Genomic DNA, 13796 nt, shown 5'->3' on the forward strand with positions numbered 1-13796 from the left:
CTATTTACTCCTTCTGTACGAGATTAGTTTGTTGGTACTAGGCCAACGCTGGTTTTCAAATAAAACGAAATTAATTGTCAGTTGTGTTTCTTTTTGGAGATTCTTAACTATGTGCTCAAGATATTCTAAATCGTAATACTTAATACGATGTAGCGGGATAGAACGGCTAAATTGCCTTGATTTAAAAACATTAAAGAAAAAATTAAAAGTATGATCGAACCTATCATTGACTACAAGAATATAATAGCGGGCTCTTATCCCGGGTTTAAAGTATTTATTTACTTGTTTTAAAACATACTGTGCTTCTTGCACTGAATTATTCAAATGAATTTCCTCCATTATGTCCGCCCACAAGACTTTGTCGTTGAATGAAAGTGCCACCTTTCAGTAAGCTATTTGCATACATGATTGCTTCTATTCCGAACTGTTCACGAATTTGATCAATTAGACGATTAAAAACAATTTTTTTAAGCTGCGAGTCGGTATTTTCAAAGAGATTTAACTGATCGCCGATTTTGGGGCTTAATTGGCTGTAGGAAACAGAAATATGACGAACAGGTTCTCCTTGCCAAAAGCTATGAAATATAAATAATAATTGCTCAATTAACAATTGATTGTCATCTGTCGGTAAGATTTTTAATTCATGGGCAAAACCACTGTAATTATGTTCAATGTTACTTAGTGAAAAGCCAATTCTTAAATGAACACATCCCACAACTTTACCACTATGTCTAACTCGAGCCGCCACTTGTTGCCCAATTTCTTTGATAACAACCTCAATTTCAGAACCTTTTATATAATCTCGTGGTAAAACTTGAGAATTACCGATACTGGGATTTTGAACATTTAGAAACTCAGATAGTTTGCTGCGGTCGATCCCCCAAGCCAGCGCAAATAATTGTGTTCCAATAATTCCAAGCTCTTTTTTTAACCTAAAAGGATTAGTATGTGCCAAATCAAATAGATTATTAATATCAAGGCTTTTCAATCTTTTGGCAGTTCGCTTGCCTATACTCCAAAATGATGTTAACTCATTAATATTCCAAAATTTAGCCCCAAAAGTTTCATAATTGACTTCAGATATTAACGAAGCTGACTTTTTTGCATAGATATCAAGTGCTAATTTGGCCTGAATAGGATTTTCTCCGATACCAATAGTAGTATAGAGTCCAGTTTCTTTACGAACGGTCTGTTGGATCAATTGTGCAACTTCAAGCGGTGAAGAACCAAAGAGTTTCCAAGAATGAGTTAAATCAAGGATGGATTCATCAATCGAATAAGGGTATAAATCGGTTTCTGCAACAAAACGATTAAAAATTTTATTAATTAATAAATTTTTGTTGATATATAAATTCATTCTTGGAGGAACAACCAATAATCTTGGATCATCAGGGAGGTCATATCGGCGATCTACATTTTTAATATTAAAAAGTAATTTCGCACTTGGAGAAGACGAGAGGACGAGACCACCATTTGTATTCTTTTGTTCAGACATTACTACCAGAACAGATTTAAGCGGATTCAGGCCGCGTTGAATACTTTCAACACTTGCATAGAAAGATTTATTATCAATCATGAAGAATACTCCATGAGGTTCATCTTGATAATTCATATTGCACCTCCTTTTTTATTATACAAACATATGTTCGTTTTATCAAGAATATAAAAAATAGAAAGGTAGGTTGAGAATAAAAACTTTCCTGTAATCCTAATCTGTAGTGGTAAGGAGGTTCAAAATTATTTAGAAGTTATATGAAGATAGAGTAGGTGTATATATTTATATGGAATCAAAAAAAACAGACCAAGATTTTATTCTTGCTCTGTTTTTTAAACAAATATTTAATTCAACTACCAACATTAACCAATAAGTTATTTTTTTTCTTTAACTATATATAAAGGTCTATTTTTTACTTCTAAATAGATATTACCAATATATTTACCGACAATTCCTAGGCAGAATAATTGTACTCCGCCCAACCCAACAATTATCGTAACAAGTGAGGCCCACCCATTTACACTTCCGCCATAAAAGATTTTACGGGCAATGATAAAGAGCATAAAAAGAATGGATAACGCAAAAGTGAAAAAGCCCGCGAAAGAGGCAATTAACAAAGGAACCTCAGAAAAGTTCACAATACCTTCAATTGAATAACGAAAAAGTTTCCAGAATGACCAGGAGGTATTACCAGCTACACGATCACGATTCTCATATTCTAAATATTTGGTTTTAAAGCCAATCCAATTAAAAATACCTTTTGAAAATCGATTGTACTCACTCATCTCAAGAATTGAGTCAACAACTTTGCGTGTCATCAAGCGATAATCTCTGACACCTTGAATCATTGGAACATCAGAAATTTTACTCATCAATTTATAAAAGAGAATGGAGAAAAACGAACGGATAGGCGGTTCTCCCTTGCGGTTAACCCTACGAGTTCCGACGATTTCATAACCTTCATCTAAAATTCCTGAAAGCATTAATGGAAGTTGCTCAGGTGGATCCTGTAAGTCAACATCCATAACAGCGACTAAATCCCCCGTAGCTGTTTGAAGACCTGCATAAAGGGCAGCTTCTTTACCGAAATTTCTGGAAAATGAAACGAAATGAACGTTTTGGGGATTATCTTTATTCAGATTTTGCAATTCTAGGAGTGTATTGTCACTTGAACCATCATCAATGAAAATATACTCTAGAGTATAATCTCTTAGTTGGGGTATAAGAGCATTGACTGCTTGGTAGAATAACGGAATTGTTTCTTGCTCATTAAAACAAGGTACTATGATAGAAATTTTTTTAGTCATCTATTTATTGTCTCCAATCAGTATGATTGCTCCGTTAATTATAACGTTAAAGTGCATATAACTCAATATCTGTAAGCCTTTCTTAAGGTATTGACTTAGTTTTTAGTGAATGTTATTCAATTGATTAAAACTAACGGTGTTGGTTGTAAGTATATAAATTGAGAAAAGGTTGAATCACAAATTAAAATTTAGTTTTTATGTCAGGTAAATATAATTTATAAGTCAAAAGTTTCTGTTTGCTCCTAAAGATGTTTAGAGTAAAACACGCTATATTTGTAATTTCACATTAATTCTTGAATTTTGCAATTCATATATCATTCCCTAGCTTACTATTTGTCAAATATGATAAGATGACTGTACAATAAATTTATTTTAAAATTGAAGGAGTATTTTAATGGCACAATTCAACAACGAATTCGCATTAGGGGAGAAAGTTAATGATTTACCGTTACCACCTGTGAGAGTCTATATTGGTTGTTCGTGGTTTAATGAGCAACAACGGGAACATTTGAAAAAAGGATTGACGGCAATTGAGATTAATCCAAGTATTTCAAGAAAATATTCACATTTTCCGCTTGATTTTCAATATAAAGGTCTAGATGTTGCTGAACATCCAGAATTATTGCACGATGTTGAATGGCAAGCTCGGACCTTCAATTCCGATATTGAAGGAATTATTGGGGCAGATTTATGTCTGATGCTATATTTGCCAAGTTTTCCCGATGATGGTGGAGCCTTTGAATTAGGTTATGCAAAGGGTATCGGTAAGCAATCAGTTATGGTTGTTCCCGATGATGATGTTGATAATTTGAATTTGATGTTAGCGTATGGTGTAACACGTGTAATTAAGCTCTCTGAACTAAGTACATTTGATTTTAGACATATTCATGCTGGAACATACAAAGGTTTTGTCCATTAAATGGTTGTACACTAGGTAAGTTACTATATTTTAGCAGCAAAATAACAATGTAATGTATAGTAGTTAGTATTATTAATGGTAGAAAAGCCTGCGGAGGTGTTTTTTAGATAATAGAAAAATCGAATATAAGAAAAAAAGAAATATATAAATGGTTCTTGCCAGTCATTAGTTTAAGTGTGTTCATCGGAATTATGCTCTTAGTTAAACTTAATAACTCGGTGGTTTTAAACATAGATTCCGCGGTTACTCAGTGGATGATTTATATACAACAGGCAAATATTGCTACTTTTTTGCATACAATAGCACATGTGTTTTCTCCTATTTTAGTAATCATATATATGTGTATACTATTACTGCCTTTTCTTAAGAGAAGGATAGTCATGCCTTTCATGGAGGTTATGGTCGGATATATTTCAATGGAAATTATTAAAGTAAGTGTTGCGCGTACTCGTCCAGCTGATAAGCTTGTGAACGTTCTAGGATATAGCTTTCCAAGTGCGCATACATTTGAAATAATACTAGTTTTACTTGTATTATTGGGGATAATAAAACAGATTTTACGAAATACAAAAACATTATATTTTATTCAGATATTTTTGTTTTCAATAACTTTTTTAGTCCTTTTTTCACGACTATATTTGCGAGTTCACTTTTTTTCAGATGTAGCAGCAGGAGTATTCTTGGCATATGGCTGGCATAGCATATGGCAAAATATTGCAAACAAGTTAACAAAAAATCTGCATAATTGTTAAGTTTAGGATATTTTTTCACGGTTAAAATCACAAAATAAGAATTATTAACTTATTTTTGCTATAATTGGCTTGTCTAGGAAATGAGAATTCTGAATTAACATATATCAGAGAGGAGCGAGAAGATGTCTGCATTTCAAAGTGTTCTAATTACGGTTTCAATTATCGCGCTAATCATAATGGTGCTACTGATATTGGGACTCTCTTGGGGAATATCTTTTCAGGCTGTTGCAGTGGGTGGAGTGACTTGCTTTGCCATTGCAATAGCTTCAACAGTAATTGCATTGTGTATTGGTGTAGTAGGTATTTTTTCACGAGATTAAAAATGATTTGTCCGTAGTGATAAGAAAAAATAAGTTTGTTAAGCAAAACATTTGATCTATAGGATATATTTATAGAGACTAGTAATAAGACTGGAATTGAAAGTTAATTTTTGATTCAGTCTTATTTGTTTAGATTAAAAATAAACAATCAATTATTTTGTGGTTACAAGTTGAATAAATAATAAGCATATGAGATACTTTCCACAGAATCTAGGAAGCGGTGTGGTTTTAATGAAAAAATTTGACTTGCAAGATGTTGAAGAAGCATATGAGAAGATAAAACCATATTTAAGAATGACGCCTGTGGTTGAGTCACTTTTTTTAAATAGTAACAAAAGAGAATATTTTTTTAAATTAGAATCTCTGCAACCAGTAAGAAACTTTAAAATTCGTGGGGCATTGAATAAGATATTGAGTCTGACACATTCGGAAAAAAAGAAGGGTGTAGTTACTATTTCATCTGGAAATCACGGAATTGCAACGGCTTATGCAAGTCAGTTACTCGGAATTAAAAAAGTGGAAGTTATTGTACCAATTGGAACACCTCAAAATAAGATTGAAAAAATTGAAAAGTTTGGGGGCTTAGTTAAACAAATTGGCAAAAATTATGATGAGGCTCATACTCAAGGAATGCAATATGTTAAGAAAAGTGGAATGAATTATATTGATTCTTATTATTCTGATCCCCTGATTTATAGTGGACAAGGGACTATCTCATTGGAACTAATTCAACAACTGCCGTTATTGGATACGATTGTTGTACCAATTGGAGGTGGGGGATTGATTACAGGAATTGCAGTTGCCGCTAAAAGTATTAATCCAGCAATTAAAATAGTTGGAGTTCAAACTGCTGCTTGCCCTGCGATGATTGAGTCAATTACCCAAAATAATTTTTACGAAGAATATCCTACTAAAGATTCTATCTGCGAATCACTTGTTGGAGGAATTGGCAGGTTAAGCTACGAAATGCTTCCTGCTTACGTCGATGAATTATTAGCAGTGGATGAAGCAGATATCGCTAGTGCGGTTGCTTTTATGGCAAAAAAAGAAAAAATTATTGCTGAACCAGGAAGTTGTACTACAATAGCTGCACTTCAGAAATATGGTAAGAAAATTGGTGGAAATACAGTTGTTGCAATCATTTCAGGTGGAAATATTGATGAACAATTATTAAATAAATTATTAGCCGAAAACTAGAAGTTATGAGTAACAGAAGTGTTAATACTAAACTATTTTTGATTATGCTAGTATAATTAATAGATATTATTGAAAAATAAGGTGAGGTATGTGATGAAAAGTAACAAATGGATTCGTTTTTTGGGTGGCAATAGTTTGTTATTTACGCTACTTGTCTTAGGGATGATAGCGGCTATCATTTTCCTTTATAGCAAAGTAGCCTTTATATTTGAGCCTTTTGTTGTTGTCTTTTCGACAATAATGCCACCAGTTATTGTAGGATTAATTTTGTATTATTTAATAAATCCACTTGTTAAGATGCTAGAAAAATATATTAAGCGTACATGGATAATAGTTATTATTTATGTTGTAATATTAGCGTTATTAATTTTTGGGGGAATTGAGCTAATTATTACCGCTAGAAATCAAGCAATTGATTTAGTTAAGCATTTTCCTGATATTTTGCAAAGTTTTGAAAAAAATGTAGATAACTTAACTACTAATTTTCCTTATATGAATGAATTGAAGCAATTACAGGACTCCTTGAATCTATCGAGTACAAAAATCAGCAAGTTTGTAGAGAGTTATCTGCAAAATGGTGCACAAAGCTTTGGAGGGGTCTTCTCAGTAATCTCTACCTTATTATTAGCCGTTATAACTGGTCCAATAATTGCATTCTTTTTATTGCAAGATAAAGAGAAATTTTTTAGAACTAGTAAAAAATTGGTTCCCCCATTCTTTCGTGATGACTTTACAGAATTTATCAAGATCGTTGACCAGCAAATAGGTGGATATTTGAAGGGACAAATTGCAGTATCAGCAATTTTGGGAATTATGTATTGGCCATGTTTTATGTTAATGGGAATTAAGTATGCGGGAACATTAGCTTTAGTGGCAGGAATTTTAAGCATCATTCCATATATTGGTTCTTTTGCAGCCTTTGTTCCGGGATTAATTATAGCCTTTCAATCTTCATTCATGATGGCTGTCATTTTTGTAATTGTTTGGTTTGTTGTTCAATTTCTACATGGTCAATTTGTTGTTCCCAAAGTCATGGGAAATAATTTACAGTTGCATCCAATCACAGTACTGCTTGTTTTATTGGTGATGGGGGAAATGTTGGGAATTATTGGTGTGATTTTTGGAATACCAATTTATTGCTTTGTCAAAGCAGTAACAATTTACTTATTTAGAAAATTCAAGAAGAGGTACAACCGTTTTTATGGAGAATATGGGCAATATGAAGATACAGAATTCTCAAAAGAAAAGTATCTAAATAAGAAGTAGTGTCCTTGTTGTTTTATTCTAAGGATCTGGGGCATAGCATATATTTAAAATAGCGAGGTTGGGTCAAAAGTTGACTCAGCCTCGCTTATTTATTTTTAAGGATAGATATATGTTGGGTAAGTGAAGACACTGTTGAACAATTATTTTTAATAATTTGATATAAAATATCGACACTACACAGTTTATGCCTTAATTACCATATACGATGGATTGCACTTTTTTAGTAATTTTAGCAATTCTAGGGAACCCGCTAAAGCCACTTTGGTTATGCCCATGTGTCATAACTACCAAGATGTATCTCTGTCCATTTGGAAGTGTAACGATCCCAGCATCATTATTTACATCATTTAAGAAACCAACCTTATCAGTTACAGTGGTTCCAGTCATTGCTTCTGCAGCACCAGCAGGGATTCCTGTGCGATACACTTGCTTTCCCATTAAAGTTAGCAGTTTGGAACGATTGGTGGAATCACTAAATGCACCAGTTCCGTGGAATAGTTGCAATAACAATTCTTGTAAACTTTTAGCAGTAGTAGTAGCAGCACTAGAATTAGTGAAGACTGGAGAATACCAATTTTGGTTTTCGATAAAACTATTTATACTAGAAAGTCCATAGGTTTGGAGTTCAGTTTCAGCAAAATCATTTTGGCTGTACACGATCATATTGTAAAAACCATTAGTAGAGGATGTAGTCCAAGAAAAATTATTATTTTTGGCTTCGTTAAATAAATACGCAGTTATAAATAATTTATAGGTACTAGCTGAAGTAGCAGGGGTAGAAGCATTTGATGAAACTGCAAGATTTCCCTCTTTATACAAAGAAGCATCACTTTTTTTAGCAGCAGTACTATTTTCTTCAGGTGAAAGATTATAGAAACTTACACTAGCAGTTCCATCAGCTGTAACTTTATCTAAATATTTCTGTAGTTTCTGAGTGATTTTGTTTTTCTTGCTAGAGAGTTTTTGAGCTTGTGTCGTTTGATTGTTATTGTTTGAGTTGCTAGCAAGTGTATCTTTTTGATTGCTTTTGATAGCTAAAATAATGATGATACTTACGATAGCTAAGAAAAGCAATATATTGTATACTTTTAAGCGTTTCTTTCTTTTTCTCAATATGTACACTTCACTTTCACATATGTTAATATCTATTGAAAGCATAAGTTTATTAAGTGAAAGAATTATGAAGTAACTCATAATAATATTTGAAGCAAATAAGATTTTTACTGTTACTTTATTTGTTTTTATGAATTTTTGGCATATGAATAGAGCATATAGTTATGTATAATAGCATTAGTATCTTGCTTTGAAGGAGAAGAAAACGTGAATATAACAGGGGTAACAAGCCAGAATACAAACTTAAATACAACGGATACGACAAATGGTAGCCAACAGGTTAATAAGGTACTGTTCTCTAATATGATCGAAAATAACTTGAACCCAAAACTTACAGTAAAAAAAGGTGATACGTTGTGGGCAATAGCTAAAAAATATGGGACGAGTGTTAGTACGTTGGTCAAAGATAATAATATTGCTAATCCTGATTTGATCTATGTTAATCAAAGAATTAGTGTCAATGGCAATAATAATACGGATTCAAATCAAGTACAAAAGGCACAAACAACATATGGAATGACTAGTGCGTCAACAGTTGGGGATGTTCAGAATACTAATGAAAGTACTCAAGGTTCAAATGAAGCTGCCCAAGCTACAGATCTTTCCAATAGTGAAAAAGTAGCTCAAGACTATATAGTACAGCACGAATCGGGTGGCAACTATAATGCTAGAAATGGAAAATATATAGGCAAATACCAGCTTGACTCAAGCTATTTGAAGGGAGACTATTCAGCTAAAAACCAAGACAAAGTTGCAAATCAATATGTAATGCAGCGATATGGTTCTTGGACAAAAGCGATGGAACACTGGAAGAAAAATAGCTGGTATTAAGTAAGTTTTAAAAAACATTAGGAGTGTTTTTTTTGAAGAATAAATCAACTTTGTTTGCAAGCATGTTCGTTAACATGGGAATTGGTTTAATAATGCCAATCACAACTCTATTTATTCACGAAAGATTAAAGCAAAGCTTGATTGTTGCTGGCTATGTTTTAATGGCCTTTTCGATAGCGATGGTGGTCGGAAATATAATTGGAGGCTTTTTATTAGATAGATGGAAAGTAAAACAGACGCATTACTTAGGTGGTGCGCTTGTTTGCATTTCATTAGTTATGATTATAATATGGCCGTTATGGTCGCTTTATGCTTTCTTGGTGACTCTTTATGGACTGGGATTAGGAATATTAAATTCAGCAGTTAATGGATATATTGCTTACTTACAAAAAGAAGATACAAATATCTTCACGAATGCTTACTGGTTAGCAAATATCGGAATGGGAATATCAACTTTCATATCAGGAACTTTATATACAATCGGAATTCGAGAGGTTTTCCTAAGTTCGTTAATCCTTTTTTCGGTGACCTTAGTAATTATTGCTCTTAATTTTAATTCTGTTGAGCATAGTGAGTTAAAAAAGGAAAATAAGCCATTCAATTTGAGTGAAAACACAGTATCAATTAGAAGTCTTGTGATTATATGCTTAGTAATTATCTTTATCTGGATAGGTTATGAGCAGTGGAACAGTAACATATCAGTGTTGATGTTATCTAAAAACATTTCAGTGCAAAAATATAGTTTTCTATTTACGATATCAACGTTTGAAATTGTAATTTTTCAGCCATTATTGAGACCAGTATTTAAATCAAATTTTGAAAACGAAAGATTACGGGTAGTTGTGGGTGTATTCATGTTTGCACTTTCTTATTTAATAATCTTAGATGCAACCACTTACTGGCGTTTTATCTTGGGAATAACAGTTTTGTCTATAGGTGATGTTCTAGCCTTAACAACAATTCCTGCTTTAATCAATCGCTATGCAAATGATAATAATCGTGCGTCAATTCAATCTATCAGTAGTACTGCTGGTTCGGTTGGACGTGCAATTGGGCCATTAGCAGGTGGATATATGATTTCCCAAACTAATTACAATTTCACTTTCATTGTAATCTTTGTGGGCCATGTCATGTTGCTTCCCTTATTGCTATTACTAAAGAATACTAGTAAGCATATCAGTTAATTTTAAGGAGATAGCTATGAATGTTCAAATTCATGAAATTTTTTTAGATGATTTAGCATCTCTTTGGGAAGTTGCATATCGTAATCCCAATGCAGAATGGACAAAATGGAATGGACCTTATTTCAAAGATGTGCTTCCTACGAGAAGAGAGTTTTTGGAGAAAGTTGGCCCCACGGATTTTGTACACAATCAATTTAAGAATATTATTATTGTTGACAAGCAGATTGTTGGAATGGTATCCGCGTATTATGAAGATGGAGAACTCAAAAGATCCTGATTTATTCACAAAAATACACAAGATACCCATCAAACACATGCTTCACGCGTTTGATGGGCATTTTGCATTTTCACCTTTTAAGTGCACAAAAAGAGCCTCAGCTCTGGTATAGTTAAATTGCTAAACAAAACCACATGAGAGAAGAGGACTCTACATTGAAAACTTTACAGGAAATGGCATTCAATTTCAACAAGAATATTTTAGTATCGCATACGGGTGGTCAATTATCTTCCGATGGCGGGCTAACATTGTGTGTAGAACTGATGGCAAAGTTTCAGTTCACCAACTTGGCCGATAAACTATTGAGGTTCAATGACCAGCGACGATATTGTCAACACAGTAATTCTAGTATCTTAAGACAGTTAACTCTTCAGATTATTGCCGGTTATAGCACAGATTCTGCGGCAACTTTTTTAGAAAAAGAACCGCTTTTTAAATTATTATTGGATAAACCGTCTTTGGCTTCACAAGCAACAATATCACGTTTTTGGCAACGCTTTGATAAAGATAGTGTTAGCACATTACAGACTTTAAATGAGGCTTTGATCGACCGTGTTCGACTATTAACCAACCAGACAGCCACGATTATTGATATCGATTCGACTCACTCAGACACTTATGGCAAACAGGAAGCCACTAACTACAACGCACATTATGGTACTGAAGGATATCATCCATTACTGGCAACTGATCAAGATGGTAACTTATTGAAAGCTGTCTTGCGTCCTGGAAATGCCTACACCAGCAAAGATGTAAAAGCTTTTTTAACACCACTATTAAAGCATTATCAAACTCAGCTGCCCACGACTGACATTCTGGTTCGTGGTGATAGTGGCTTCGCCACGCCAGAAGTTTACGATGTCTGTGAAGCCGACGATGTGTTTTACATTATTCGACTCAAACGCAATCGGAAACTGCAGAATCTAGCTGAAAAGTTCGTCAAGATCAGTGATCAAACCCAGTGGCAAGAGAAAGAGACTCACTACTACTCTGAAATCTATCAATCAGCATCGTGGCCTAAGCCGCGGCAGATCTATGTTAAATCAACTCGAGCAGCCGGTGAACTGATCTTTTCACATGAATTTATCGTTACTAATCTGACTAATTTAACGGCTGAAACAGCCTTTGAACTGTATCACAAACGCGGCCAAATGGAAAATTACATCAAAGAAGCTAAAGCAGGTTTCTTTTTCGATAAGACTGATAGTTCAACGTTTAATGCCAACGCTGCCCGGATGATGGTTAGTGTACTGGCTTACAATATTGTCAACTTTTTAAAGCAGCTAGCACTGACAAAACATGATTCAGGTTTGTGCGTTAGCACATTGCGGATCCGTTTATTCAAATTTGCGGCACGTGTCGTGCATACTGGCCGACGCATTCAGTTGCGACTGAGCTCGTATCATGTTTACCATCGACTGTTCTACCAGGTTCTACAGCGTATCCAGGCTATTGAATAACCGGCAAAATTAAAAAAATCTGTACAACCAAGGGACAAGTGTATCCAAAAATTCAAAGCAATTCTGAGTTAGTTGAAAAATCTCACTAGCTAGAACTTATAAACATAGTATTTCAGCAAAAGATAAAGACATACCCGTCAGTTTTCGAAAAAATACGAAAACTGACGGGCTTTTAATGAACTATGAATAATTCAGGAAGATGGTTAGATGTAGGGATCGTAATTTATTCAACTGAAAATTGGAAAAAAGGGATTGGAAAAAAAGCACTCAAGTTATGGATTGACTATATTTTTTCAATCGTTTCTCTGCCACATGTTGGATTGACCACGTGGTCAGGTAATTTAAGAATGATTAGATTGGCTGAAAGACTTGACTTAGAGAAAGAGGCACAAATCAAAAAAGTCCGATTTTGGCAAGGTAAGTATTGGGATTCAATAAAATATGGTATTTTGCGAGAAGATTGGGTGAAATAGCTAATGAATGAGAAAAAGTACAGTGATAATTTCAATGAAATTTGGGATATATATAATATAAATTTGCAAAAAATTGGAATAAAAAGAAGAGACACATTAATCAAAGGAGAATTCCATCTAGTCGTTGGTGTTTTTGTTCTTGATAATAATAAGGTATTATTGCAAAAAAGAACACTAAGTAAGTTAAATAATCCTGGAAAATGGCAAGAAACAGCAGGAGGTTCTGTTCTAAGTGGCGAGAGTATCTATATGGCTGCCAGTCGTGAGGTTTGTGAGGAATTAGGAATAAATCTAAGAATAGAAGCTGACAATTTTTTCTTTAAAGAAATACGGGAAAGTTGGATAACTTTTTGGTTTGTAGTAACCACACAACTTGATATTAATAAATTAATTATTCAAAAAACAGAAGTTGATAAAGTGGAATTTTTTGAAATTACTAAGGCGATTGAATTGTTAAAAAACAAAGGAATTGATAATACCTGGGAGAGATTGAAATTAATTTCGCAGATGGATAATTAGTAGATAAACAGTTAATTAGTATCTTTCGGAGTAAAGTCTCCGTAACTTGCTTTCATATTGTATAATTAACTGGTACAAAATGAAAAGTTAGAGGAGAGATAATAGTGAAAATAGTTTTAGCAAGTGATCATGCTGGTGTTGCATTAAAGAAAGAAGTTAGTGAACTTTTGGTTTCAATGGGTCATGAGGTCAATGATTTAGGGCCATTCAGCAGTGATGCAGTAGACTTGTCAGATTATGTATATCCTGCTGCGCTGGAAGTTGCAAAGAAAAAGGCAGATCGAGGTATTTTTATAGACGGAGTTGGATATGGTAGTGCATTGATTGCTAACCGTGTTCTTGGAGTTGATGCTGTCGTATGTCAAGACCCATTTTGTGCGAAATTAGCAAGACAACATACGGATAGTAATGTGTTATGTTTGGGTGGCAAAATTATTGGTTCAGCCATTGCTTTAGATATTGTTAATGTTTGGATGACAACAGACTTCTTAGCACAAGAGAAATATATTCGCAGAGTGAACAAGGTTAAGGAAATTTCAAAGAAGCACTTACGTTCATTAGATGAGATCTAAACATTAATAGTAGAGAAAAAAGCTGGTTCTTAGAAGTTAGACTAAAAGTCTAATTCCTATAACTGGTTTTTTTATATTTAAAATCAATAGAATAATTTGTGATATAATTAA

General features: G+C 33.7%; 16 protein-coding genes. 12 read left to right on the forward strand and 4 right to left on the reverse strand.

The window, feature by feature from the left end:
• The 3 genes from G6O70_RS07575 to G6O70_RS07585 all read right to left on the reverse strand — a co-directional run bounded on the left by G6O70_RS07575 (position 1) and on the right by G6O70_RS07585 (position 2802).
• Positions 1–324, reverse strand: a complete 324-nt coding sequence (locus tag G6O70_RS07575; RefSeq protein ID WP_057870276.1) for a hypothetical protein — start codon at positions 322–324, stop codon at positions 1–3.
• Positions 317–1612, reverse strand: coding sequence for a Y-family DNA polymerase (locus G6O70_RS07580; RefSeq protein WP_057870277.1), 1296 nt, complete (start codon positions 1610–1612; stop codon positions 317–319). The genes G6O70_RS07575 and G6O70_RS07580 overlap by 8 nt, the downstream gene beginning before the upstream one ends.
• A gap of 257 nt (positions 1613–1869) precedes the next feature.
• The gene (locus G6O70_RS07585; RefSeq protein WP_057870278.1) at positions 1870–2802 is read right to left on the reverse strand and encodes a glycosyltransferase family 2 protein; all 933 of its coding nucleotides are present in this window, start codon (positions 2800–2802) and stop codon (positions 1870–1872) included.
• Positions 2803–3196: 394 nt separating this feature from the next.
• Here G6O70_RS07585 and G6O70_RS07590 point away from each other — a divergent pair, with 394 nt between their 5' ends.
• The 5 genes from G6O70_RS07590 (at position 3197) to G6O70_RS07610 (ending at position 7256) form a co-directional block, all read left to right on the forward strand.
• A complete protein-coding gene (locus tag G6O70_RS07590; RefSeq protein WP_057870279.1) occupies positions 3197–3721 on the forward strand; it encodes a nucleoside 2-deoxyribosyltransferase in 525 nt (174 codons plus the stop codon).
• Between the two features lie 380 nt (positions 3722–4101).
• Entirely contained in the window at positions 4102–4473 is a 372-nt protein-coding gene (locus G6O70_RS07595) for a phosphatase PAP2 family protein (protein WP_057870280.1), read from the forward strand.
• Positions 4474–4595: 122 nt separating this feature from the next.
• Positions 4596–4793 (forward strand): hypothetical protein, encoded by a 198-nt coding sequence (locus G6O70_RS07600; RefSeq protein ID WP_057870281.1) that lies wholly within the window; start codon positions 4596–4598, stop codon positions 4791–4793.
• A gap of 231 nt (positions 4794–5024) precedes the next feature.
• Positions 5025–5990, forward strand: coding sequence for a threonine ammonia-lyase (locus G6O70_RS07605; RefSeq protein WP_057870282.1), 966 nt, complete (start codon positions 5025–5027; stop codon positions 5988–5990).
• A gap of 93 nt (positions 5991–6083) precedes the next feature.
• Positions 6084–7256 (forward strand): AI-2E family transporter, encoded by a 1173-nt coding sequence (locus tag G6O70_RS07610; protein WP_057870283.1) that lies wholly within the window; start codon positions 6084–6086, stop codon positions 7254–7256.
• A 189-nt stretch (positions 7257–7445) separates the two neighbouring features.
• Here G6O70_RS07610 and G6O70_RS07615 read toward each other — a convergent pair whose 3' ends face one another.
• Positions 7446–8369, reverse strand: coding sequence for a serine hydrolase (locus tag G6O70_RS07615; protein ID WP_057870284.1), 924 nt, complete (start codon positions 8367–8369; stop codon positions 7446–7448).
• Between the two features lie 207 nt (positions 8370–8576).
• Between G6O70_RS07615 and apf the strand changes: the two genes are divergently transcribed.
• The 7 genes from apf (at position 8577) to G6O70_RS07650 (ending at position 13685) form a co-directional block, all read left to right on the forward strand.
• The gene (apf, locus tag G6O70_RS07620) at positions 8577–9200 is read left to right on the forward strand and encodes an aggregation-promoting factor (protein WP_057870285.1); all 624 of its coding nucleotides are present in this window, start codon (positions 8577–8579) and stop codon (positions 9198–9200) included.
• Between the two features lie 23 nt (positions 9201–9223).
• Positions 9224–10384 (forward strand): MFS transporter, encoded by a 1161-nt coding sequence (locus G6O70_RS07625; RefSeq protein ID WP_373566378.1) that lies wholly within the window; start codon positions 9224–9226, stop codon positions 10382–10384.
• Between the two features lie 16 nt (positions 10385–10400).
• On the forward strand, positions 10401–10661 hold the full coding sequence (locus G6O70_RS07630) for a hypothetical protein (protein WP_057870287.1): 261 nt from the start codon (positions 10401–10403) through the stop codon (positions 10659–10661).
• Between the two features lie 155 nt (positions 10662–10816).
• The gene (locus G6O70_RS07635; RefSeq protein WP_057870478.1) at positions 10817–12121 is read left to right on the forward strand and encodes an IS1380 family transposase; all 1305 of its coding nucleotides are present in this window, start codon (positions 10817–10819) and stop codon (positions 12119–12121) included.
• A 182-nt stretch (positions 12122–12303) separates the two neighbouring features.
• Complete coding sequence (locus G6O70_RS07640) at positions 12304–12594, forward strand: GNAT family N-acetyltransferase (RefSeq protein WP_057870211.1); 291 nt, start codon at positions 12304–12306, stop codon at positions 12592–12594.
• A 3-nt stretch (positions 12595–12597) separates the two neighbouring features.
• A complete protein-coding gene (locus G6O70_RS07645) occupies positions 12598–13113 on the forward strand; it encodes an NUDIX domain-containing protein (RefSeq protein ID WP_057870210.1) in 516 nt (171 codons plus the stop codon).
• 104 nt (positions 13114–13217) lie between these two features.
• Entirely contained in the window at positions 13218–13685 is a 468-nt protein-coding gene (locus G6O70_RS07650; RefSeq protein WP_057870209.1) for an RpiB/LacA/LacB family sugar-phosphate isomerase, read from the forward strand.
• Positions 13686–13796: the final 111 nt, after the last annotated feature.

The organism is Liquorilactobacillus hordei DSM 19519 (assembly GCF_019443985.1).
Classification (GTDB): Bacteria; Bacillota; Bacilli; order Lactobacillales; family Lactobacillaceae; genus Liquorilactobacillus; species Liquorilactobacillus hordei.

What these genes read in the sequence shown, in the direction of transcription:
- G6O70_RS07630 (WP_057870287.1), top strand. Translation starts at nt 10,401, where the DNA reads ATGAATGTTCAAATTCATGAAATTTTTTTAGATGATTTAGCATCTCTT.
- G6O70_RS07645 (WP_057870210.1), top strand. Translation starts at nt 12,598, where the DNA reads ATGAATGAGAAAAAGTACAGTGATAATTTCAATGAAATTTGGGATATA.
- G6O70_RS07605 (WP_057870282.1), top strand. Translation starts at nt 5,025, where the DNA reads ATGAAAAAATTTGACTTGCAAGATGTTGAAGAAGCATATGAGAAGATA.
- G6O70_RS07580 (WP_057870277.1), bottom strand. Translation starts at nt 1,612, where the DNA reads ATGAATTATCAAGATGAACCTCATGGAGTATTCTTCATGATTGATAAT.
- G6O70_RS07590 (WP_057870279.1), top strand. Translation starts at nt 3,197, where the DNA reads ATGGCACAATTCAACAACGAATTCGCATTAGGGGAGAAAGTTAATGAT.
- G6O70_RS07595 (WP_057870280.1), top strand. Translation starts at nt 4,102, where the DNA reads ATGCCTTTCATGGAGGTTATGGTCGGATATATTTCAATGGAAATTATT.
- G6O70_RS07600 (WP_057870281.1), top strand. Translation starts at nt 4,596, where the DNA reads ATGTCTGCATTTCAAAGTGTTCTAATTACGGTTTCAATTATCGCGCTA.
- G6O70_RS07585 (WP_057870278.1), bottom strand. Translation starts at nt 2,802, where the DNA reads ATGACTAAAAAAATTTCTATCATAGTACCTTGTTTTAATGAGCAAGAA.
- G6O70_RS07640 (WP_057870211.1), top strand. Translation starts at nt 12,304, where the DNA reads ATGAATAATTCAGGAAGATGGTTAGATGTAGGGATCGTAATTTATTCA.
- G6O70_RS07610 (WP_057870283.1), top strand. Translation starts at nt 6,084, where the DNA reads ATGAAAAGTAACAAATGGATTCGTTTTTTGGGTGGCAATAGTTTGTTA.